The organism is Brevundimonas subvibrioides, from assembly GCF_027271155.1.
GTDB classification, from domain to species: Bacteria; Pseudomonadota; Alphaproteobacteria; order Caulobacterales; family Caulobacteraceae; genus Brevundimonas; species Brevundimonas subvibrioides_D.
The window spans coordinates 2,945,523-2,966,812 of record NZ_CP114542.1 but is presented as its reverse complement, the minus strand read 5'-3'; the positions used below and the strand labels follow the sequence as shown (position 1 = coordinate 2,966,812).

Genomic DNA, 21,290 nt, shown 5'->3' with positions numbered 1-21,290 from the left:
ATACTGCTTGTATATCAAGGAGGCTGAGATGCGTATCCTGGTGGATGCCAATGAGGAGCAGGTCGCTGCGCTGGACGCCCTGGCCAAACGCGAGAAGCGCCCCCGCGCGGCCGTGATCCGCGCCGCGATCGACGATTACGTCGCGCGCAACAAGCGTCAGGCGGTCAAGGACGGTTTCGGTCTTTGGGGCCAGGGCGGCGAAGACGGGCTTGCTTATCAGGAACGACTGCGTAGCGAATGGTGAAGGCGCTGTTCGACACCAATATCCTGATCGATCATCTGAACGCCGCGCCGGAGGCCGATGCCGAGATCGATCGGTACGATGACCGCGCGATCAGCATCATTACCTGGATCGAGGTCATGGCGGGTGCCGATGCCGAGCTGGCCGACCCAACCCGGACCTATCTCGATGGATATTCGATCGTTGCTCTTGATGACCCGATCGCGGAGCGCGCGGCGTCGATACGCCAGTCTCGCCGCATGAAGCTGCCTGACGCCATCATCTGGGCGACCGCACAGACGACGGGTCGTCTGCTGGTCACCCGCAACACCAAGGATTTTCCGGCTGACGATCCGGGGGTCCGGGCACCCTATGTTCTCTAGATTGAAACGACGTTGACCCAGACCCTCAAAACCAAAGTCCTGATCATCGGTGCCGGCACCGGCGGCTATGTCGCGGGGATCCGCTGCGGCCAGCTTGGCCTTGATACCGTGCTGGTCGATGGCGGGGACGGGCTGGGCGGGACCTGCCTGAACGTCGGCTGTATTCCGTCCAAGGCCATCATCCATGCGGCGGGCAAGTTCGAGACGGTGGCCAAGGCGGCCGGGGACGGGACCCTGGGGATCACGGCGGCCTCGCCGGCCATCGACCTGAGCCAGACCGTGGCGTGGAAGGACGGGATCGTCCGCAAGCTGAACGCCGGGGTGGCGGCCCTGCTGAAGAAGGCGAAGGTCAGGGTCATCAAGGGCTGGGCGACCTTTGCCGACGCCAAGACCTGCCGTGTCGAGACCGACGATGGGCCGATCACCATCACGGCCGAGCACGTCATCCTGGCCACCGGCTCCGAGCCGGTCGAACTGCCTTTCCTGCCGTTCGGCGGCGACGTCATCTCCTCGACCGAGGCCCTGTCGCTGGATGCGGTGCCCGGCAGGCTGGTCGTCGTCGGGGGTGGCTATATCGGGCTGGAGCTGGGCATCGCCTATCGCAAGCTGGGGGCTGAGGTCGCCATCGTCGAGATGGCCGAGCGCATCCTGCCGCTCTACGACAAGGCCCTGACCGACCCGGTGATGAAATGGCTGACCGACCACGGGGTGGAGCTGCACCTCGGGGCACGCGCCGGCGGCTTCGGCGACGGGAAGCTGTCGATCACCACGAAGGATGGCGAGCCGGTCCAGCTGGACGCCGACAAGGTGCTGGTCACCGTGGGCCGTCGTCCACGCACACAGGGCTGGGGTCTGGACAACATGGGCGTGGCCATGGCCGGGCCGTTCGTGAAGATCGACGACCGCTGCGCCACCAGCATGAAGAACGTCTGGGCCGTCGGCGACCTGACCGGCGAGCCCATGCTGGCCCACAAGGGTTCGGCGCAAGGGGAAGTCGTGGCCGAGATCATCGCGGGTCACGACAAGCGCTTCGACCCCGTCACCATCGCCGCCGTGTGCTTTACAGAGCCGGAGATCGTCTCGGCGGGTCTGGGGCCGCTCGATGTCGCGGGTCGGGACGATGTGATCACGGCCGTCTTCCCTCTGGCCGCCATCGGCCGGGCGCTCGCCATCGAGGCGGGCGAGGACGGCGGCTTCGTGCGCGTGCTGGCGTCGAAGTCGGACCACCGGCTGCTGGGCGTCCAGGCCGTCGGCCAGCACGTCGCCGAACTGTCCAACAGCTTCGCCCAGATGCTGGAGATGGGCGCGGTGCTGGAAGACGTCGCCGGGGTCATCCACGTCCACCCGACGCTCGGCGAGGCCTTCCATGAGGCGAGCCTGCGGGCGCTGGGCCACGCAATACACATTTAGGGGCGGCTACCGCGCGCGCCGCGGGCGCTCGCGGCTTGAGCCGCAGCTCACTGCCTACTGCCTACTGCCTCGTCCCTCCCCCCTTGCATCCCGCACCCCGTCCGCGCATCTGACCGCCCATGACCGATCTCGCCTCTACCCGCCCCAGCGGCCTGCCGACGCCGCGCCACTATGCGGGCATCAACTGGATCGGGGTGCAGACGCTGTATCTGAGGGAGGTCCGCCGCTTCTGGAAGGTGGGGGCCCAGACGGTCGCCGCGCCGGTGGTGACGACGCTGCTCTATATGCTGGTGTTCGTCGTGGCGCTGAAGGGCGCGCGGCCGCCGCTGCACGGCACGCCCTTCGCCGAGTTCGTGGCCCCCGGCCTGATCATGATGGCGATGCTGAACAACGCCTTCGCCAATGCCAGCTCCAGCCTGATCCAGGCCAAGATCATGGGCACCTCGACCGACTTTCTGACCCCGCCACTCAGCCCGCTGGAGCTGACCATCGGCTTCTCGCTGGGTGCCGCCACGCGGGGCCTGGCGGTCGGTCTGGTCACGGCGGTCTGCGTCCTGCCGTTCGCCCGGCTGGGTGTCTACAACATCGCAGCCATCGTCTGGTTCGGCCTGATCGCCTCCCTGCTGATGGGGATGGTCGGGGTGCTGGCGGGCCTGTGGTCCGAGAAGTTCGATCACCTGTCTGCGGTCCAGAACTTCGTCGTCATGCCCATGACCTTCCTGTCGGGCACCTTCTATCTGGTCGAGAACCTGCCCGAGCCCTTCGCCAGCATCAGCCACTGGAACCCCTTCTTCTATCTGATCGACGGCTTCCGCTACGGCTTCATCGGCCATGCCGAGGGCAGTCTGTGGGTCGGGGTGATCATGAGCGCCGTGCTGACTGTGATGATGGCAGTGGCCTGCTGGCTGGTGTTCAGGTCCGGCTGGCGGCTGAAGAGCTGAGCGAGGCAGTCGGCAATAGGCAGTCGGCAATAGGCAGTCGGCAGTAGGGGCGCTGCGTCAGCAGCCTCCCGCCGCGTGGCGCACGATGATAGGCTGAGAAGCCCTGCTGCCTACTGCCTACTGCCTACTGCCTCACCCGGTGTTGACTCCCCTGCGCCCTCATCCGACAACCGCCGCTCCTGAAAAAGTCCCGTCGCACCCGCGCCGGGGCTTCGTTTCTTTTGGAGGTCTTCCGTGTCCGGTCATTTGATGGGTGTCTACAATCGCGCGCCGCTGGAAGTGGATCGCGGGCGAGGCGCGCGTCTGTGGGCGACGGACGGGACCGAGTATCTGGACTGCGTCCAGGGCATCTCGACCAACGGCCTGGGCCATGCCCATCCGGTGCTGGTCGAGGCGGTCAAGGCCCAGGCCGAGAAGCTGTGGCACGTGTCCAACATCTTCCGGATTCCGGGTCAGGAAGAGCTGGCTGACGCCCTGACCGAGGCCAGCTTCGCCGACGTGGTCTTCTTTACCAATTCGGGCACGGAAGCTGTCGAATGCGCGCTGAAGACGGCGCGGAAATACCACGCCGCCAACGGGAGCCCCGAGCGGATCGACATCTACGGCTTCGACGGGGCCTTCCACGGCCGGACCTACGGCGCCATCAACGCCGCCGCCAACCCCAGCTATACCGAGGGCTTCGGGCCCAAGATGCAGGGCTTCCACCAGCTGAAGTGGGGCGACCACGAGGCGCTGAAGGCCGCCATCGCCGAGCCCAACACCGCCGCCATCATCGTCGAGCCGGTGCAGGGCGAGGGCGGTTGCCGCGCCATGCCCGACGTCTGCCTGCGCGGGCTTCGCGAGCTGTGCGACCAGCACGGCGTGCTGATCATCTTCGACGAGGTCCAGTGCGGCATGGGCCGGTCGGGCAAGCTGTGGGCCCACGAATGGGCCGGCATGGCCCCGGATATCATGGCCGTGGCCAAGGCCCTGGGTGGCGGCTTCCCGATCGGGGCCTGCCTGGCGACCACCGAGGCGGCCAGGGGCATGACGGTGGGCGCGCACGGCTCGACCTTCGGCGGCAATCCCCTGGCCATGGCGGTCGGACTGGCGGCGTTCAACGCGATCAACACGCCCGAGATCCTGGGCAACGTCAACGAGATCGCCGGCTATCTGAAGCAGCAGCTGCACGGCCTGAAAGAGCGCTTCCCCGACGTGATCGAGGATGTGCGCGGCAAGGGGCTGCTGATCGGGTTGAAGCTCAAGCCCAACAATCGCGAGTTCATGGGCTGGGCGCGCGACGGACAGCATCTGCTGATCGCAGGTGGCGGCGACAACTGCGTGCGCATGCTGCCGCCGCTGAACCTGACGCTCGACGAGGCGCGCGACGCCGTCGAACGGCTGGAACGCACCTGCGAGGCGGCGCGGGGCAAGATGGCGGCCTAGATCGGGGGGTCAGGTTTCATCACAACGAGCACAACGATGCACGACGAACACAACGAGACCGAGGCGGTTTCGGCAGATGTGAATAGCGTCGGGCGTGCCGTGATGGATGCCGCTTTCGCGGTTCATCGTGAACTCGGTCCGGGCCTGCTCGAGTCGGTCTACGAGCATTGCCTGGCGCAGGACCTGACCCGCGCTGGCCTGTCCGTGGAGCGGCAGGTCGGCGTCCCCGTGGCCTACCAGGGAGAGCGGCTTGATGTCGGTTTCCGGCTTGACCTCCTCGTGGATCGGAAGGTGATCGTCGAGGTCAAGGCGATCGACACCCTGGCGTCGATCCATACGGCCCAGCTCCTGACCTACCTTCGCTTTTCCAAGGTGCGGCTGGGCTTCTTGATCAACTTCAATACGCTCAGACTGAAGGACGGCTTTCGCCGGCTTGTCCGTTGACCCCTTTCGATGATCTTGATCCGCGTTCGGTCGCGTCGTGTCCATTGTGTTCTTCGTTGTGCCCGTTGTGATGAACCTCCTTCCCCCGCACCCAGATTGGCATTCATGACCCGCCACTTCCTCGACATCCATCGGCTTGAAGCCGCCGATCTCCGCGCCATCCTCGACGACGCCCATGCGCGCAAGGCGGCCCGCAGGGGCAAGCCCCAGGGCTGGGTCGACGCCGATGCGCCCGCGAAGGATCGCGTTCTGGCGATGATCTTCGAGAAGAACTCGACCCGCACGCGGTTCAGCTTCGACGCCGCCATCCGCCAGCTGGGCGGGGCCTCGATCATCGCCAACGCCGGCGACATGCAGCTGGGGCGTGGCGAGCCGGTCGAGGACACCGCCCGGGTGTTGTCGCGGATGGTCGATGCGGTGATGATCCGCGCCAACAGCCATGAGGACGTCGAGCGGTTCGCCCGCGTCGCCACCGTGCCTGTCGTCAACGGCCTGACCGACCGCTCGCATCCCTGCCAGATCCTGGCCGACATCATGACGATCGAGGAACAGCGCGGCCCGATCGAGGGCCGGACGATCGCCTGGATCGGCGACGGCAACAACGTCTGCCACAGCTTCATGCACGCGGCCCCGAAGCTGGGCTTCCACCTGAACGTCGCCTGCCCGGCCGAGTATCACCCGGACCTGCACGACCTGGCCAGGGGCGGCAATGCCGTGACCCTGACCAGCGATCCGAAGGACGCCGTGCGCGGAGCCGACGTCGTGGTCACCGATACCTGGGTATCGATGGGGGACGGCGACTACGAGGCGCGCCTGCACGCCTTCGAGAGCTACACCGTCGATGAGGCCCTGATGGACCTGGCCGACCCGGACGCGGTCTTCCTGCACTGCCTGCCTGCCCACCGGGGCGAGGAGGTGACCGACGCCGTGATCGACGGGCCGCGCTCCCTGGTCTGGGACGAGGCCGAGAACCGCATCCACGCCCAGAAGGCCGTGCTGGCCTGGTGCTTCGCGGGTTAGGGTTCGCGAGGCGTTTTCTTCAGTCGGGCCGGGGCCTGAAGACTCCACGCCGTCTGGAGCAATCCGGCCAGTTCGGAGGGGTCCAGCGCATCCAGCCGGGCGAGCACGGCGGGATAGCCCCGGTAGTGATCGTCGTCGAAAAATCGGTCCGGGACCGTGGCGATCAGCATCTCCTTGGCGGTCAGATCGCAGCGGATGGCCACGACGCCGTCCACCGGTTCCCGGCGGCCCCTGGGCGTTGCGCGCGCCAGATAGGTCCAGCAAATCGCCTTCCTGCCGATCGCGAAGTCGACGCCTTCCCCGACGACCCCGGGCAGGGACAGCGCGATCCGGGCAAGGTCGTCGGGCGAGGCCATGTCAGCGAGGATGCTCCGAACCTGGGTCGCGTCAACAGACAAGGGGCGTCGCGCTCACGCAACGCCCCTGCAGCCGTCGGTGAGCGGCCGATCAACTATTGAAGATTCACGTTCGCCACGCCGCCGGCGTCGGGCAGGGTCTTCGTCAGGTTGGCTTTGGCGATCTCGAAGGCGAAGGTGAGCAGACCGCCGTCTGACACCCACACCCGGCCGTCGTCGCCGTCGAAGCGCAGGATGGTCAGGTGAGGATCGTCCTTGCCCTCGGGATACCAGGCGGCGAGGACCGGGTTCCAGTGGCGGTCGATGAGGGTGCGGTCCGGGCCGTGGACGGACAGTTCCCCGTGGATGCAGGCCCAGACCTTCTGGTCCTTCGATCCATAGTGGAACATGGCGTTCTGGCCGCCGCCGATCCCGGCATCCCGGGCCAGGTCGGTGTCGTCGCGGGTGAAGAACCAGATCGTGCCGGTCTCTTCCTCGCGGAAGGCGGTCATGGGCTGGGCGTGATAGCCGGCCTGGTCGAGGCCCAGCAGACCGGTGTTGGAGTCCTTCAGGGCCTTCCAGAAATGGTCCTTGGCTTCGTCGGCAGTCAGGGTCTTGTCGGACATCGCAGCGCTCCTTGGCGAATGGGTCGGCCGCAATAACCGCCCGGCTGCGACACCGTTCCCTCTGGCCCCGTGCGTCACGACGGCCGGGTGAAGCCCGCCAGCGCGCCCAGATGCACCAGCAGCAGGAAGGCCATCGCACCCGCCAGCAGCATGATGAACCGCCAGGGCACCATGCGCGGCCGCAGAAAATCGCTGGGCCGGGCCCCGCGCCAGCCCGCGAACATACAGACGATCAGGGCCGCCGCCAGCAGCCAGAGGGTAAGGGTCAGGGACACGCGCCGTCATGTGGGCGAGGCACCCCCCGTCGGCAAGCCAATCCCTTGCCGGAGGGTTGAACGTCACGACCGGTTGCCCCCGATCAGGCCTCCGATTTCGCTCTGGCGACCCCTGTCCACAGGAGAATGAACCTTCCGCTAGATGTTGGGGTTAACGATGCGTTTACACCCCGGATGTGGGCGATTAGCGTGACCCAATGGGTCGGGAGCCGAATCAGTGAGCGCAGCCGCCGCGCCGTGGAGCGTAAAGGGCATCGACCCGAAGGCGCGTGAGGTCGCCAAGGACCTGGCGCGCCGGTCCGGCATGACGCTGGGCGAATGGCTGAATACCATGATCATGGAGGACGGCGAGGACGATGCCGGCGTCCAGCCGCTGCCGCGCCGCCCGCACGCCTCGGAAATCTTCGAGCGCCGGGGCCGTTCGCGTCGGCTCGACGACGCCTATGAGGCCGAGGACCGGTCCTGGCGTGCCGGGTCCGACGATACCCTGCAGCGCGTCGCGGCGTCCGTCGATGCGATCGCCGCGCGTCTGGAAGCCGCAGAGCGCCGCTCGACGATCGCCATCCAGGGGGTCGATCAGGCCGTGTCCGGCCTGGTGCGGCGCATGGAGGCGCAGGACCAGCAGGCCGGTCAGTACGGCCGCCGGATCGACGACATCTCCGAGGAGCTGAAGGAAGGCCACCGCCGCCTGCGCGCCTTCGAGCGCGAGGTCGGGCCAAAGTCGGCCGAGACCCTGAGCAAGGTCGAACAGGCCCTGGGGACCCTGGCCGGGCGTCTTTATGACGTCGAGGAACGCCAGCGCACCGGGCTGATCGAGGCCCACCAGCGCCTGGACGGGTTCGGCAAGACCGACACTGCCGTCGCTGCCCTGACCAGCCGCCTTTACGACATCGAGGAGCGTCAGCGCGCGAATGGCCAGGCCCTGATCCAGCGGATCGAGGCCGTCGAGAAGGCCGCCGGTGCCGGAGCCGGAACCGAACTGCTGAACCAGGTCGGCCAGCGCCTGGACGCGGCCCAGAACCAGACGTCCCAGGCGCTGCGCAGTCTGGAGCGGTCCTTTGCCGGGCTGGACCAGCGTCTGCGCGCCGCCGAGACCCGCGTCGAGCCGGAAGGCCTGCGCGAGGCCGCGCGCTTCGAGAAACTGGCCGAGACCCTGTCGCGCCAGGTCGAGACCAACCGCACGGACATGATGCGGCGGCTGGAGACGGCCGAGAGCGAAGGCCGGATGACCCGGATCGAGGCCACCGTCCAGTCGCTGGGCGAACAGGCCAGCGCCGCCGAGCGACGCTCCGCCCAGGGAATCGAGGCCATGGGCCGCGAGGTCCTGCGCATCGCCCAGAACCTGGACAGCCGCGTCGACCGCATCGAGACGGTCGGCGACGCCCGTCTGGAGAAGTTCGAAGCCGCCCTGACCCGCACCCTGTCGGCGAAGATCGAACAGGACATGGGCCGCTATGGTCAGGCCGTCGAACAGCGGCTGACCCGTGCCGAAGACCAGCATTCGATCGCCCTGGAAAAGCTGGGCGTCGAGATCACCCGCATTTCCGACCGGCTGGCCGATCGCATCGCCCAGTCGGAACGCAAGTCCGCCCAGGCCCTCGAAGACATCAGTCGGCGCATGGTCGAGGGCTCGGACCGGATCGAGCAACGCTACGACCGCGCCTCGGGCGAACTGGCCGAGCGGATGCGGCTGTCCGAGGAGCGGACGGCCAGGCTGCTGGCCGAGGCCCGCGAGACCCTGGAACACCGTCTGGCCCAGCCGGTCGCGCCCGCGCCCTTGCCGGAGCCAGAGCCGGTCGCCTCCGAGTTCGCCCAGCCGGACTGGCGCGCCGCCGCCTTCCCGGACGACGGGTTCGACTCCGGGTCTGATGTCCCGGCCGATGGCTGGTCGATCGATCCCCTGGCCGCCGATCTGAAACCGTTCCCCCAGGGTCCGCAGGCCGCGGCGCCGGAAGAAATCTTCGACAGCCTGCCGCGCCGGTTCGAGCCGGTGGAAACGCAGGTCGCCTACGCCGACCCCGTGCAGGATGACCCGATGCAGGGCCAGACCGCCGCCTTCGCGGCGGGGCCGTTTGGCAGCTATGGCGGGGCCGATGTGTCCGACGCGCTGGGCGCGATCGCCGGGTTCGAGAGCCAGCCCCAGTCCTTCGGTGGCTCGATCGCCGCGGAGACCGCGGCTCCGGCCCGCCTCTATGACGACGGCATCGAGACGTATTCGGCAGAGACCGAGTTCGTCGATCCGCGCCGGATGCGGGCCAGTATGGCCGCCGGTGCTGCCGCCGGTCGCTCCGCCTCGACCCGCGATACCATCGAGGCCGCCCGGGCCGCCATGAACGCTGCCCCGCCGGAACCCGCACCCCGGGCCGGCTTCGGCATGAGCCTCAAGCGCGGCGGCAAGTCCAAACTGCAGGAGCGGCTGGACAAGCAGGCCCAGCGCGGCGACGGCACGGTCAAGAAGGCCTTCATCGCCTCCGTCACCGGCATGGCCGTGGTCGGCGGTTTGTGGGCGACCGGCCGCGCCGCCGGTTACGACTTCGACGACATCGGGCGTCTGACCGGCCTGTCCGGATTGAGCGCCGAGGCACCGCCGATCGCCGCCCTGGCCCTCACGCCGACCGACGGCACGGTCGATGCGGCCCCCGTCGACAAGACCGAAGCCCAGACCCTGTATGCCCAGGCGCTGGAGCAGTTGACCCGCAACGATCCTGCCGGGGTCGAGACCCTGACCCGCGCCGCCAATCTGGGTAACCCCGAGGCCCAGCTGAAGCTGGCGAGCCTGTATCAGACCGGATCGACCGGCCTGACCGTCGATTCCGCCGAAAGCCGTCAGTGGGCCCGCCGTGCGGCCGAAGGCGGCGACCCGCAGGGCATGCATAACTATGCGATGTACCTGTTCGAGGGTGTCGGTGGATCGCGCGATCGCGTCGAGGCTCTGGACTGGCTCAAGAAGGCTGCCGATCGCGGCCTGGTCGACAGCCAGTACAATGTCGCCCGCATCTACGAGAATGGCGACGAGGGTATCGCGCCCAACCCGACCCAGGCCTATCGCTGGTACCTGATCGCCGCCCGTGCCGGCGACCCCCAGGCCCAGGCCGCCGTCGATCGTCTGGCCCCGACCATCCCCGCCGCCCAGCGCCAGACAGCCCGCGCCCAGGCCGAGGCCTTCGCCACCGAACCGCTCGCCTGACGCATGATGCGGGTGGCCCTTCACCGGTCGCCCGGTTAAGACACCCGCGCTCGCCTTCCGGCGCCCAGCGTTTTTTCCCAGCCGAAGGCCCGCCCTTTGGAGATCTATCTGCCGATCGCCGAGGTTTCGGTGAACTGGCCGCTCCTGGTCCTGCTGGGGGCGCTGGTTGGCTTCGTGTCCGGACTGTTCGGCATCGGCGGTGGCTTCCTGATGGCCCCGGTGCTCGTCTTCCTGGGCATCCCTCCCGTCGTCGCCGTGGCCAGCCAGGCCAGCCACGTCGTCGCCTCCTCGACCTCCGGGGTGATCCGCTACTCCGGCCAGGGGGCGGTCGACTACCGCATGGGCGCGATCATGGCGGTCGGTGGTGCCGTCGGGGCCATCGGTGGTGTCGAGCTCTTCCGCTATCTGCGCCTGCTTGGCCAGGCCGACCTCGTCGTGGCCGTGTCCTATCTGCTGCTGCTCGGCTCCATCGGCCTGCTGATGCTGTACGAGAGCCTCAGTGAGATCCTGCGCCGGTACCGGGGCGAGGTCGCGCCGCACAAGGAACGCCGACGTCCGCTCTGGCTCTACGGCCTCCCCTGGAAGGTGCGGTTTCCGAAATCCGGCCTCTACATCAGTGCCATCCCGCCGTTTGGTCTCGGTGTGTTCGCCGGCATCCTGTCCGCCATCATGGGCGTCGGTGGCGGCTTCATCCTGGTCCCGGCCATGCTCTATGCCCTGCGGATGCGCGCCGGCGTGGTGGTCGGAACCAGCCTGTTCCAGATCATCATCACCACCGCCATCACCACCATCCTGCAGGCGGGTCGCAACCAGACCGTCGACATCGTCCTGTCGACCCTGTTGCTGACCGGCGGTGTCGTCGGTGCCCAGCTCGGCGCCCGCTATGCGGGGCGGTTCCGCGCTGATGTCCTGCGGGCCGCCCTGGCCCTGCTGATCCTGTTCGTCGGCATCCAGATGGGTCTGAGCCTGTTCGTGCGGCCCCACGACATCTTCCTGCTGGCCCCGGGGATTTCCGACCGGTGATCCAGGCCCTCCCACCCCCGCCGCCCGCGCTCGAAGCGCCGCCTCCGGAACGATCCGAGGCCACGGCGACCGAGCTGAGGGTCGCTGCCGCCCTGACCGATGCCCGGGTAAAGGTCGACTCCCGCTTTCGCGGCGCGACGCTGGTGCTGTATGGCGCGGTCTTCAATCCGACCGACGATCCCACCGATGTGGTGGTGGTCGTGCGCGGCCCCGACGCCCCCGTCCGTCTGGTCAGGAAGACCCGCAACAACGGCGTCTGGCTGAACAGCCGCCCGGTCCTGTTCGAGGGCGCGCCCGGCTTCTACATGACGGCCTCGACCCGGCCACTCAGTGATGTCGCCGATTTCGGCCAGCTGCGCCGGCTGGGCGTCGGCGTCGATCACCTGCGCATCGATGCGCCCGAGGAAAGCCGCACCGTCACCCGCTATGGCGTGCGCGACGTGGTCATCAGCCGGCTGGGCGAGGACTACCTCGACTGGCGTCGCGCCGTGATCCGGCTGAAGGAGGACGCCGCCCTCTACGACACCGATCCGGAGGGCGTCACCTTCGTCGACCGGGGCCTGTTCCGGGCCGAGGTCAAACTGCCCGCCACCGCGCCGACCGGCCAGTACTATGCCCAGGTCTGGCTGTTCCGCGACGGGGAGCCGGCCGGGGTGTCGAACCTGACCCTGACGGTGGAAAAGGTCGGCTTCGAGCGCGACATCTATGAGTTCGCCCACCGCCGCCCCTGGACCTATGGGGTGCTGTGCGTGCTGCTGGCGCTCGCCATGGGGTACGGCACCAGCCGGGTGTTCAGGAGAGAATGATGGATCGGACGCGGCTGACCGCATGGACCCTGACGCTGGCGGGGCTGATCCCGTTCGTCGGCCTCGCGGCCCTGATCCTATTGAACCCCAGCGAGGGCGGCCGATGGGTGGTCCCTCTGACCGTCTACGGCGCGATCATCTTGTCCTTCCTCGCGGGCACCCGATGGGGCAAGGCCCTTTCCGAGCGCAATCCCCGTCCCGCCACCCTGATCCTGAGCAATCTGCCGCCCGTCGCGGCCTGGCTGACGTTCATTCCGGGCGTACCGGCCGAGTTCCGGCTGCTTGTCCTGATATTCGGCCTGATCGCCATGCTGTACTGGGATTTCCAGCCATCGCCCGTGTGGTACCGCAACCTGCGGATCATAGCGACGATGGGCGCGGCGCTGAGCCTCGGCGTCGTCATGCAGATGCTCTAGACGAGTCCCGCCCAGGCCAGGGCATGGACCCTGTCCTTGCCCAGCGCCGCCGCCATCGGACGCTCGACGAACAGCCCCGCGATCGCCGCGTCCAGCACGTTCAGCCCACCGGTGAAGGCCCCGAAGGCCGGCAGGATCAACCGCCGGCCATCGGTGACGAAGCAGGGCCTGCGCACCCTCCGCCCATGGGCCACCACCCGGGCGCAGGGATGCAGGTGCCCGGCCACCTCGCCTGGCCTCGCCGCACGCATCGGCTCGTGGGTCAGGAACAGGGCCCCCAGGTCCATGTCGCCGACGACCCGGCCGGGCAGTCGAGACACCGCTTCCCCGTCCGCCTGGGTCAGCGCCTCGCGGTCGTGATTGCCCTCCAGCCAGACCCAGTCGCGATCTTGCGCCAGCCGGTCCAGCGAGGCCCGGTCGTCGGCCGCCATCCGTCCGATCGAGCGGCTGTCATGGAAGCTGTCGCCCAGCAGCACGACCCGCGCCGGGGCCAGGTCCGTGATCTCTGCCTCCAGCCTGGCCAGGGTCGCCCGGCTGTCATAGGGCGGCAGCATCTGGCCCCGCGCGGCGAAGGCCGAACCCTTCTCCAGGTGCAGGTCGCCGGCCACCAGAGTCCCGTGCGCCGGCAGCCACAGGGCCCCCGAACACCGCAGCACGCACAGCTCGCCCATGACCCGGACCGACAGCGATCCGCACGGCCGTCGCGCCGGCATCAGGGTCTGTTTCAGCGCCGCGTTCATGCGGCCCCCCTCAGCTCGGGCGGGGCGTCCTCCATGACCTCGTCGATCAGATCCTGGGCCGAAGCCTCCAGGATCATGTCCGCCGCATCGCCGCCGACCCGCTCGCGCCCGATCATGACCAGCACCGGCACACAGAAGGGCGAGGCCCGCTCCAGCGGCGCATGGCGGATGTGGCCCCCGATCCGGCTGAGCAGCTGGCCCAGCCGCGCAACGTCCAGCAGGCCGGACGCGGCGTCCGATCGCGCGGTCCGCAGCAGCAGGTGATCGGGCTGGTGGCGGCGGAGCACGTCGTAGATCAGGTCCGTGGAAAAGGTCACCTGACGCCCCGTCTTCTCGGCCCCCGGCTGTCTTCGCTCGATCAAGCCGGAAACGAGGGCGCAATTACGGAAGGTGCGTTTCATCATGAAACTCTCCTCCAGCCAGGCCTCCAGATCGTCGCCCAGCATGTCTGGCTGGAACAGGGCGTCCCAGTCCAGCCCGTCCATCGGCCGGATCGCCCAGATCGCGAAGGCATAGTCCGTGACCACGAACCCCAGCGGCCCGACCCCCAGCCGGTCCAGCCGCCGCGTCAGCAGCATGCACAGGGTCGAATGGGCCAGCCGCCCCTCGAACGGATAGGCGACCATGAAATGGCGGCTGCCGCGCGGAAAGGTCTCGATCAGCAGACTGTCGGCGTCGGGAATCAGGCTGCGCCCGGCCTGCAGCTCCAGCCACTCCTGAACGTCGACGGGCAGGACGCGCCAGTGGTCGCGGTCCTGGATCATGGCGCGCACGCGTGCCGCCAGCGACGTGCCGAGCGGAAACTGCGACCCGCCCCAGGACGGAATCTTGGGGTCCCTGTCGGTCGCGTGGGTGACCAGGGCGTCCATCCCGTTGATGCCCTGAAACGCCCAGACCTGACCGGCGAAGACGAAGGTGTCGCCGGGCGTCAGCTGTTCGAAATACCACTCCTCGGCCTCGCCGACCTTGCGCCCGCCGATCAGCTGTTTCGAGGCACCGCCCCGTCTGGAGGCGACCTTCACGTTCAGCGTCCCCGCCGCCACGATGGCCCCGACGTTCATCCGGTGGCGCTGGGCGACCAGCTGATTGCGCACCGTCCATCGTCCCTCGGGCGTGCGCACGATCCGCGCGAACCGGTCGTAGGTGCGCAGCGCATAGCCCCCGGTGGCGACGAAATCGACCACCTCCTCGAACGCCTCCCAGGTCAGGCCGCGATAGGGGGCGCACCCGGTCACTTCGGCGTGCAGGGCGTCGAGGTCGAACGGCTCCGAACAGGCAACGCCCATGATGTGCTGGGCCAGGGTGTCGAGGGTGCCGATATGATGCGGCTCCCAGTCGAAGGCGTTGTCGGCGACGGCCTCCCTGGCCGCCTGGCATTCCAGCAGCTCGAACCGGCTGGCGGGCACCATCAGGGCTCTGGAGGGCTCGTCGAGCCGGTGGTTGGCCCGGCCGATCCGCTGCACCAGCCGCGACGACCCCTTGGGGGCGGCCATCTGGATCACCAGGTCCACATCGCCCCAGTCGATGCCCAGATCCAGCGTCGAGGTGCAGACCACGGCGCGCAGCTCGCCCCGCGCCATCGCCGCCTCGACCTTGCGCCGCTGCTCGGCCGCCAGCGACCCGTGATGCAGGCCGATGGGCAGGTTGTCGTCATTGATGGCCCACAGCTGCTGGAAGACGAACTCGCACTGCCAGCGGGTGTTGACGAAGATCAGCGACAGGCCGGACCGCCTGATCGCTTCATAGACCTCGGGGATCGCATGCTGGCCGGTGTGCCCGGCCCAGGGCACGCGGCCCTCGGACACCAGAACGTCGATGATCGGCACGGCCCCGGGATCGCCTTTCACAATCACGATGCCTTCTCCCGCAAGGGGAGAAGGGAAGTGCGGCACCAGCCACTCCGCGATCAGGTTCGGGTCGTCGATCGTCGCCGAAAGCGCCACCCGCCGCAGGCCCGGCGAAAAGCTCTGCAGCCGCGCCAGGCCGAGGTTCAGCAGGTCGCCGCGCTTGCCTGACCAGATGGCGTGGACCTCGTCCAGCACGATGCATTTCAGGTCGGCGAAATACGCCCTCGCCCCGCCCCAGGCGCAGAACAGCGCCAGTTGCTCGGGCGTGGTCAGCAGGATGTCGGGTGGATTGTCCCTCTGCCGCTGCTTCTTGGATTGTTTGGTATCGCCGGTCCGGCTCTCGACATGGATGTTCAGCCCGATCTCGCGGATCGGCGTCATCAGGTTGCGTTCGACGTCGGTCGTCAGCGCCTTCAGCGGCGAGACATAGATCGTATGGATCCCGCTGCCCGGTCCGTGGGGAGGCCTGGGTCCCCGTTCGGCGAGGTCGATCAACGATGGCAGGAACCCCGCCAGCGTCTTGCCGCCCCCGGTCGGGGCGACCAGCAGGGCGTGCGACTGGCCTTGCGCCGCCGCGATCATCTCCAGCTGATGCCTGCGGGGACTCCAGCCACGAGAGGCGAACCAGTCGGCGAAGAGGGGAGGGAGCGACGTCACGCCTTCGGATACTCGAACCGGCACGGTTCGCCGCTGCCCCGGTGACCGCCCGAATCGAGGCAAGCATGCTGCGCACCGAACTGGCCGGTGCGCATCCACCAGGCGGGCACAGCGACCGTGATCGGAAGTCCAGGTGCCGTGGGCGGGTCAATGCGCTTGGCCTTGCGCATCATTCGCTCCACGGCGACAGCAGTTTACAGCCGCTGTGTTCGAAATGGCGGACATTGCGGGTGACGACGGTCAGGTCGTGGACAAGCGCTGTGGCCGCCAGCATCTCGTCGATCACTCCGACCGAGACGCCATTGGCGCGATTGGTTTCGGCCAAGATCGCCCATCGGCTGGCGACATTCAGCGTCACCGGCAGGATGTTGGAGCCGTAGGTCTGCAGCACGGCCTCCAGGAACGCCGACCAGCGCTCGATCGGGTCGCGCCTCGCTTTCCGACGCAGGATGCCGCGCCTAAGTTCGGCAATGGTCAGAACACTGATGCTGACCCGACCCTCCCGGCTTTCCGGCTTCCCGAAAGCCTCAAGCCAGGCGGCGAAGCCCGGATTTGGCGAAAGACGTGAGGATTCACTGATCGCATTCGTATCGAGCAGGAAGCTCAAAGTTCGATATCTCGCGCCGGCCGATCGTCACGGGTCAAGTCGAGCTCCGACCAATCCGGACCGTCCATCAGCACCTCCAGAAGGCTGGGCTGACGCGCGGCCATCTTCTCGAAGGTCGTCGTCGGTAGAATAGTCAGGGACTCATGGCCCTCGACCTCCAGCACCTGCGGGCCGTCGGCCTCGACCTGGGTCGCCAAATCGATCAACCAGGCTTGTTTGGAGATGTGCTCGTTCACGAAGACCTCCTGTGATCGCATCGATCTTATAGAGCGTACAGCTTCAACAGACCAGATGTTCCCGTTCCGTTTCGCGGCGCGAGTCGCTATCTATCGACCGTGTCCGACGAATCCGTCATTTCGAGCCGTAGCCTCACCGGTGCCGAGCCATGGCTGGTTCTACCGGCCGCGCTCGCCGTCCCACCCGGCGCGGGGGCGATCTGCGACGACGAGGGGGCGAGGAAGATCGGGCGCGGTGCGGCCGAGGGGGTGTTCATGGGCGGGCCGGTGCTGGTCGCCCATGCCAGCCTCACGGCGCGCAGGCTGGGCCTGTCCCCCCCGGCGCGATCCCCCGACCTGCTGGATGTGCTGGAGCTGTGGGCCTTCGTCCGCCCTGCCACCTTCTGTGCGCCGTCGCCGAGCGGTCTGGCCCTGGCGCTTGGCATGGCGGAGCCCCGAGGAGCCGAGGCCCAGGCCGCCGCCCTGCGCGACGCCGCCGGGGCGCTGCTGCGGGAGCTCGCCGATCCGGCATACCCGCATCGCGAGGACGCCTTCACCCTGGCCGAGACGCTGGGGCGTGCAGGCTGGGCCTGGGCCGAACGCGTCACCGGTGCCCTCCAGGCCGGGCCGCTGCGTCCGCGCCAGTATCGCGGCTCCGGCCTCGACGCCTGGTCCCGGCTTCCGGAATGGGAGGACGAGGCTCCGCGCGGGGAGGCGGGGTCCGCCCCGGTCGATTCCGAATCCGCCCGCATCCGGCTGGAGAAGCTGCTGCAGGCCTCCGGCCTCGACGAAACCCGGCCGACCCAGTCGGACTATGCCGCCGAGGCCGCCTATGCCTTCTCGCCCCGCAACGAGGAGGGTCGGCCCCGGATGCTGCTGGCCGAGGCGGGCACCGGGACGGGCAAGACGCTCGGCTATCTGGCCGCCGCCTCGCTGTGGGCCGAGCGCAACCAGGGCGCGGCCTGGGTCTCGACCTACACCCGCGCGCTGCAGCGCCAGATCGACCGCGAGAGCGCGGCCCTGTGGCCCGATCCGGCGGAGCGCAAGAGGAAGACCGTGGTCAGGAAGGGCCGCGAGAACTACCTCTGTCTGCTGAACCTGCAGGACATGGTCCAGGCGGCCCAGCTGGGCAATGGCGACCTGATCGGCCTGGCCTTGACCAGCCGCTGGGCGATGCAGACCCGCGATGGCGACATGACCGGCGGCGACTTCCCCGGCTGGCTGCCCGGCCTGTTCGCGACGGCTGCCGGCCAGCAGGCCTCTGCCGGCAACCTCGTCGACCGGCGCGGCGAATGCGTCCATGCGGCCTGCCCCCACTACCGCACCTGTTTCGTCGAAAAGACCATCCGCGCCAGCCGCCGGGCCGATCTGGTCGTCGCCAACCACGCCCTGGTCATGACCCAGGCCGCCTTCGACGGGGCCCGCTCCGCGCGCGGCCTGAAACAGGACGGAGAGACCGCCGCCCTGAAGCGGATCGTCTTCGACGAGGGTCACCACCTGTTCGACGCAGCCGACTCGGCCTTTTCCGCCTGTCTGTCGGGTCAGGAGGCGGCCGAACTGCGCCGCTGGATCCGGGGACCGGAAGGGCGGGGTCGTCGCGGTCGTGGTCTGGAACAGCGGCTGGGCGACCTGTGTGCCGACAACGAGGCCGCCGCCAAGGCGCTTCAGGACGCCATCCGCGCCGCCGCCGCCCTGCCGGGCGAAGGCATCTCCGGCCGGATCGCGCCCCCCTCGGGCGAGGTCAATCCGGTCGGGCCGATCGAACAGTTCCTGATGGCTGCCCTGGAACAGATCCGCGCCCGTACCTCGGAGGCCGCCGCGTCCGCATCCTCCGAGTTCGGCACCGAATGCGCCGTCCGTCCGGCCACCGAGCCCCTGCTGGAGACGGCGCGAAAGGCTGCCCAGGCCATCGCCGCGGTCGAGGCGCCCCTGCTGGCCCTCGCCCGCCATCTGGAAGACATCCTCGACGACGAGGCGGCCGAGCTGGACGGCTCCGCCCGCGCCCGGATCGAAGGGGCGCTGCGCGGTCTGGACCGTCGCGCCCGCATGACCCTGCCCGGCTGGCGTTCGATGCTGGCGGCGCTGCAGGACGGTGGCGACGAACCGGACCCGGACTTCGTCGACTGGCTGTCGGTCGAGACCGCCTTCGGCCGCATCCACGACGTGGCCCTGCGCCGTCACTGGATCGACCCGACCGTGCCGCTGGAGGCCGCCGTGATCCTCCCCGCCCACGGCGTGCTGGTGACCTCCGCCACCCTGTCCGATCCGATCGCGGAGGCCTCGGGCGGCGACCTGTTCGGCATGGCCCGGATGCGCACCGGGGCCGCCCGCCTGATCGAACCGGCCCGGACGCTGAAGGCCGAGAGCCCGTTCGACTATGCCTCCAACAGCCGGGTCATCGTCGTCGGCGATGTGGCCAGGGACGATCCGCGCCAGACGGCGGCCGCGATGCGCGAGCTGTTCCTCGCCGCCGGGGGCGGGGGGCTGGGCCTCTTCACCGCCATCCGCCGGCTAAAGGCGGTCTACGAACGGCTCGGGCCCGATCTGGCCAGGGCCCAGATCCCACTCTATGCCCAGCACGTCGATCCGCTGGAGGTGGGGGCGCTCGTCGACATCTTCCGCGCCGAACAGGACAGCTGCCTGCTGGGCACCGACGCCGTCCGGGATGGCGTCGACGTGCCCGGCCGGTCGCTCCGCCTGCTCGCCTTCGACCGCGTCCCGTGGCCGCGCCCCGACCTGCTGCACAAGGCCCGCCGCGAGAAATTCGGCGGCCTTTCAGACAAGGGGCGGGGCTACGACGACGCCCTCGCCCGCGCCCGCATCGCCCAGGCCTTCGGCCGCCTGATCCGCCGCGCCGACGACCGGGGCGTCTTCGTCATGCTCGACGCCGCCACCCCCACCCGCCTGTTCGCGGCGCTTCCGCCCGGCACGGAGGTCCAGCGCATGAGCCTGGTCGAGGCGATCGAGGTGACGCGGGGATTTCTGAACCCTCTCCCATAGGGAGAGGGAAGCGTTTTTTTTCACGCCAGGTTCCGTGACGCGCGGATGAGGGGTTAGGCTCAGCGCCGGTCAGCGATGCCTGCTTTCCGACCGAATGCTTTTGTCGCTGTTCGACCCATTGCGGACATTTGCCCGACCCGGCAGATTGCCTGAATGAGCGATGAACCTCACCCGATCACGCCTTGCTGCTTCTGCGGAAAACTCGACTACGCGGGTGCAGACCCAACCTACTTGACTGTAGGCACGCGAAGCGAAGTCACGAAGACATGGTGGTGTCACATCGCTTGTTTCGAGACCGGTCTGCCCGGTCTGCCCGAGCCATGGAGCGTCTACGACTATGAGCAAGACGCCGGGCGGCCCTTCAACTGATCGAGCGACCGCTTCCCACCCTCAATCGGCCCCTGAAGGCGTTCGCTATCAGGCCCGGTGAGATTGGCCGCTCCCGACCCAGAGCGGACATATCCGCTGCTAGTGGCCGATAGCTGATGGCGGCGTGCGTTTTCGCGGCAGTTGCCGACCGCGCTTGCACCCGCGCCCGAGCCGCCCCATATCCGCCCGCCTTCGCGTCCATCCGGGGCGGACGATCCGGACGGTGTTTTTCAGTTCGCGTGACCCGGTTCCCCCTTCTCCGCCCCCGAAAAAGGCCCGAATGACCGACGCCGCTTCCCGACACAAACGCTCCGGCCTGTTCGCGCCGATCGGCCTGTTCCTGATCGCGCTCGGCGTCTGGTCGGTCTGGTGGTTCGTCCTGGCCGGCCAGGTCCGCAGCCAGCTGGATCAGCAGGTCGAGGCCATGCGGGGCGCGGGCTGGACCGTGGCCTATACCGGGCTGGGCACGTCGGGCTGGCCGTTCCGGGTCCGGCTGGAGGCCGGGAATGTCTCGGTCACCGCGCCCTCCGGCCATGCCCTGGCGGCACCGCAACTGGCGGCCGAGGCCAATGCCTGGAACCCGGACAAATGGGTGATCGCCGCCGACGACGGTCTGGTGATCGACCGCGCGGGCAAGGGCAAGGTGGCGATCGGGGGGCGCTATATCCGCGCCAGCGTCCACGGCCTGACCCAGCGATGGCCCAATCTGGCGGTCGAACTGCAGCAGCCGGTCTTCACCGTGCATCCGGGGGCCGAGGCCTTCCCCATCTCGCGCGCGGAAAGGATCGAATTCTATCTGCGGCCCCATCTGGCCCCCTCGACCACACCGGGGGTCGAGAACAGCGTCGACGTCCTGTTCCGCCTGATCGATGCCGAAGGTCGCCCGGGTGGGCCGGTTCAGGGCATGGCGCGCAACGGCAAGCTGACCGCCCAGATCGAGACGGTGGTCGAGGACGCCAACCGGCTGCAGGGCGCGGATGCCGCCGGCATCTTCTCGGCCTGGACCCGGGCAGGCGGCCGCTTCACCGCCGTGCGGGGCGAGCTGTCGGCCGGCGACAGCCGCGCCACCCTGTCCAGCGACGTCCTGTCGGCCACGCCGGACGGGCGGCTTCAGGGCACCGTCGCGCTCCAGGCCAGACAACCCATGGCCGCCATTGCCGGCCTGGCCGGATCGGGCTCGGGGGCCGTCAACCGGGCGGGGGCCGCCGGGGCGACGGCCGCTGCCGCCGTTCAGGGCCATGAGGACGTCAACCTGTCGCTGGTCTTCCGCGATGGCCGCACCTTCCTGGGCCCCTTCGCCCTGGCCCCGGCGCCCAAGCTGTTTTGATCGGGGGGAGGGGGAAG

General features: G+C 68.6%; 20 protein-coding genes. 13 read left to right on the top strand and 7 right to left on the bottom strand.

Going from position 1 to position 21,290, the window contains the following annotated elements; genetic code table 11:
• The first annotated feature begins 28 nt into the window (after positions 1 to 28).
• The 7 genes from O3139_RS14680 to argF all read left to right on the top strand — a co-directional run bounded on the left by O3139_RS14680 (position 29) and on the right by argF (position 5,843).
• Positions 29 to 244, top strand: coding sequence for a ribbon-helix-helix protein, CopG family (locus tag O3139_RS14680; RefSeq protein ID WP_269514837.1), 216 nt, complete (start codon positions 29 to 31; stop codon positions 242 to 244).
• On the top strand, positions 238 to 603 hold the full coding sequence (locus tag O3139_RS14675; RefSeq protein WP_269514836.1) for a type II toxin-antitoxin system VapC family toxin: 366 nt from the start codon (positions 238 to 240) through the stop codon (positions 601 to 603). Before O3139_RS14680 ends, O3139_RS14675 begins: the two co-directional genes overlap by 7 nt.
• 12 nt (positions 604 to 615) lie before the next feature.
• A complete protein-coding gene (gene lpdA / locus O3139_RS14670) occupies positions 616 to 2,013 on the top strand; it encodes a dihydrolipoyl dehydrogenase (RefSeq protein ID WP_269514835.1) in 1,398 nt (465 codons plus the stop codon).
• 119 nt (positions 2,014 to 2,132) lie between these two features.
• A complete protein-coding gene (locus O3139_RS14665) occupies positions 2,133 to 2,954 on the top strand; it encodes an ABC transporter permease (RefSeq protein ID WP_269514834.1) in 822 nt (273 codons plus the stop codon).
• A 249-nt stretch (positions 2,955 to 3,203) separates the two neighbouring features.
• A complete protein-coding gene (locus tag O3139_RS14660; RefSeq protein WP_269516501.1) occupies positions 3,204 to 4,379 on the top strand; it encodes an aspartate aminotransferase family protein in 1,176 nt (391 codons plus the stop codon).
• A gap of 36 nt (positions 4,380 to 4,415) precedes the next feature.
• Positions 4,416 to 4,823 (top strand): GxxExxY protein, encoded by a 408-nt coding sequence (locus O3139_RS14655; protein ID WP_269514833.1) that lies wholly within the window; start codon positions 4,416 to 4,418, stop codon positions 4,821 to 4,823.
• A gap of 105 nt (positions 4,824 to 4,928) precedes the next feature.
• Positions 4,929 to 5,843: an ornithine carbamoyltransferase gene (argF, locus tag O3139_RS14650; protein ID WP_269514832.1), complete on the top strand. Its 915-nt coding sequence runs from the start codon at positions 4,929 to 4,931 to the stop codon at positions 5,841 to 5,843.
• Here argF and O3139_RS14645 read toward each other — a convergent pair.
• From O3139_RS14645 to O3139_RS14635, 3 genes are all read right to left on the bottom strand, one after another.
• On the bottom strand, positions 5,840 to 6,199 hold the full coding sequence (locus O3139_RS14645) for an MmcQ/YjbR family DNA-binding protein (protein WP_269514831.1): 360 nt from the start codon (positions 6,197 to 6,199) through the stop codon (positions 5,840 to 5,842). The genes argF and O3139_RS14645 overlap by 4 nt on opposite strands.
• A gap of 95 nt (positions 6,200 to 6,294) precedes the next feature.
• The gene (locus tag O3139_RS14640; protein WP_269514830.1) at positions 6,295 to 6,804 is read right to left on the bottom strand and encodes a pyridoxamine 5'-phosphate oxidase family protein; all 510 of its coding nucleotides are present in this window, start codon (positions 6,802 to 6,804) and stop codon (positions 6,295 to 6,297) included.
• Positions 6,805 to 6,878: 74 nt separating this feature from the next.
• Positions 6,879 to 7,079 (bottom strand): hypothetical protein, encoded by a 201-nt coding sequence (locus tag O3139_RS14635; protein ID WP_269514829.1) that lies wholly within the window; start codon positions 7,077 to 7,079, stop codon positions 6,879 to 6,881.
• A gap of 217 nt (positions 7,080 to 7,296) precedes the next feature.
• On the opposite strand from O3139_RS14635, the gene O3139_RS14630 reads away from it, so the two are divergent.
• The 4 genes from O3139_RS14630 (at position 7,297) to O3139_RS14615 (ending at position 12,511) form a co-directional block, all read left to right on the top strand.
• A complete protein-coding gene (locus O3139_RS14630) occupies positions 7,297 to 10,266 on the top strand; it encodes a hypothetical protein (RefSeq protein WP_269514828.1) in 2,970 nt (989 codons plus the stop codon).
• Positions 10,267 to 10,362: 96 nt separating this feature from the next.
• Positions 10,363 to 11,289, top strand: a complete 927-nt coding sequence (locus tag O3139_RS14625) for a sulfite exporter TauE/SafE family protein (RefSeq protein WP_269514827.1) — start codon at positions 10,363 to 10,365, stop codon at positions 11,287 to 11,289.
• Entirely contained in the window at positions 11,286 to 12,095 is an 810-nt protein-coding gene (locus tag O3139_RS14620; RefSeq protein ID WP_269514826.1) for a TIGR02186 family protein, read from the top strand. Before O3139_RS14625 ends, O3139_RS14620 begins: the two co-directional genes overlap by 4 nt.
• Positions 12,092 to 12,511, top strand: a complete 420-nt coding sequence (locus tag O3139_RS14615) for a DUF3429 domain-containing protein (protein ID WP_269514825.1) — start codon at positions 12,092 to 12,094, stop codon at positions 12,509 to 12,511. Before O3139_RS14620 ends, O3139_RS14615 begins: the two co-directional genes overlap by 4 nt.
• Here O3139_RS14615 and pdeM read toward each other — a convergent pair.
• The 4 genes from pdeM to O3139_RS14595 form a co-directional block, all read right to left on the bottom strand.
• The gene (gene pdeM / locus O3139_RS14610) at positions 12,508 to 13,251 is read right to left on the bottom strand and encodes a ligase-associated DNA damage response endonuclease PdeM (RefSeq protein WP_269514824.1); all 744 of its coding nucleotides are present in this window, start codon (positions 13,249 to 13,251) and stop codon (positions 12,508 to 12,510) included. The two genes, O3139_RS14615 and pdeM, sit on opposite strands and share 4 nt — an antisense overlap.
• Positions 13,248 to 15,755: a ligase-associated DNA damage response DEXH box helicase gene (locus O3139_RS14605; protein ID WP_269514823.1), complete on the bottom strand. Its 2,508-nt coding sequence runs from the start codon at positions 15,753 to 15,755 to the stop codon at positions 13,248 to 13,250. The genes pdeM and O3139_RS14605 overlap by 4 nt, the downstream gene beginning before the upstream one ends.
• A gap of 169 nt (positions 15,756 to 15,924) precedes the next feature.
• Positions 15,925 to 16,362, bottom strand: a complete 438-nt coding sequence (locus O3139_RS14600; protein ID WP_269514822.1) for a type II toxin-antitoxin system VapC family toxin — start codon at positions 16,360 to 16,362, stop codon at positions 15,925 to 15,927.
• Positions 16,359 to 16,598 (bottom strand): hypothetical protein, encoded by a 240-nt coding sequence (locus tag O3139_RS14595; protein WP_269514821.1) that lies wholly within the window; start codon positions 16,596 to 16,598, stop codon positions 16,359 to 16,361. The genes O3139_RS14600 and O3139_RS14595 overlap by 4 nt, the downstream gene beginning before the upstream one ends.
• Before the next feature lie 99 nt (positions 16,599 to 16,697).
• On the opposite strand from O3139_RS14595, the gene O3139_RS14590 reads away from it, so the two are divergent.
• Together O3139_RS14590 and O3139_RS14585 are read left to right on the top strand one after the other, a co-directional pair.
• On the top strand, positions 16,698 to 19,577 hold the full coding sequence (locus tag O3139_RS14590; RefSeq protein ID WP_269514820.1) for an ATP-dependent DNA helicase: 2,880 nt from the start codon (positions 16,698 to 16,700) through the stop codon (positions 19,575 to 19,577).
• Positions 19,578 to 20,226: 649 nt separating this feature from the next.
• On the top strand, positions 20,227 to 21,273 hold the full coding sequence (locus tag O3139_RS14585; RefSeq protein ID WP_269514819.1) for a DUF2125 domain-containing protein: 1,047 nt from the start codon (positions 20,227 to 20,229) through the stop codon (positions 21,271 to 21,273).
• Positions 21,274 to 21,290: the final 17 nt, after the last annotated feature.

What these genes read in the sequence shown, in the direction of transcription:
- O3139_RS14680 (WP_269514837.1), top strand. Translation starts at nt 29, where the DNA reads ATGCGTATCCTGGTGGATGCCAATGAGGAGCAGGTCGCTGCGCTGGAC.
- O3139_RS14675 (WP_269514836.1), top strand. Translation starts at nt 238, where the DNA reads ATGGTGAAGGCGCTGTTCGACACCAATATCCTGATCGATCATCTGAAC.
- O3139_RS14665 (WP_269514834.1), top strand. Translation starts at nt 2,133, where the DNA reads ATGACCGATCTCGCCTCTACCCGCCCCAGCGGCCTGCCGACGCCGCGC.
- O3139_RS14660 (WP_269516501.1), top strand. Translation starts at nt 3,204, where the DNA reads ATGGGTGTCTACAATCGCGCGCCGCTGGAAGTGGATCGCGGGCGAGGC.
- O3139_RS14655 (WP_269514833.1), top strand. Translation starts at nt 4,416, where the DNA reads ATGCACGACGAACACAACGAGACCGAGGCGGTTTCGGCAGATGTGAAT.
- argF (WP_269514832.1), top strand. Translation starts at nt 4,929, where the DNA reads ATGACCCGCCACTTCCTCGACATCCATCGGCTTGAAGCCGCCGATCTC.
- O3139_RS14645 (WP_269514831.1), bottom strand. Translation starts at nt 6,199, where the DNA reads ATGGCCTCGCCCGACGACCTTGCCCGGATCGCGCTGTCCCTGCCCGGG.
- O3139_RS14640 (WP_269514830.1), bottom strand. Translation starts at nt 6,804, where the DNA reads ATGTCCGACAAGACCCTGACTGCCGACGAAGCCAAGGACCATTTCTGG.
- O3139_RS14615 (WP_269514825.1), top strand. Translation starts at nt 12,092, where the DNA reads ATGATGGATCGGACGCGGCTGACCGCATGGACCCTGACGCTGGCGGGG.
- pdeM (WP_269514824.1), bottom strand. Translation starts at nt 13,251, where the DNA reads ATGAACGCGGCGCTGAAACAGACCCTGATGCCGGCGCGACGGCCGTGC.
- O3139_RS14585 (WP_269514819.1), top strand. Translation starts at nt 20,227, where the DNA reads ATGACCGACGCCGCTTCCCGACACAAACGCTCCGGCCTGTTCGCGCCG.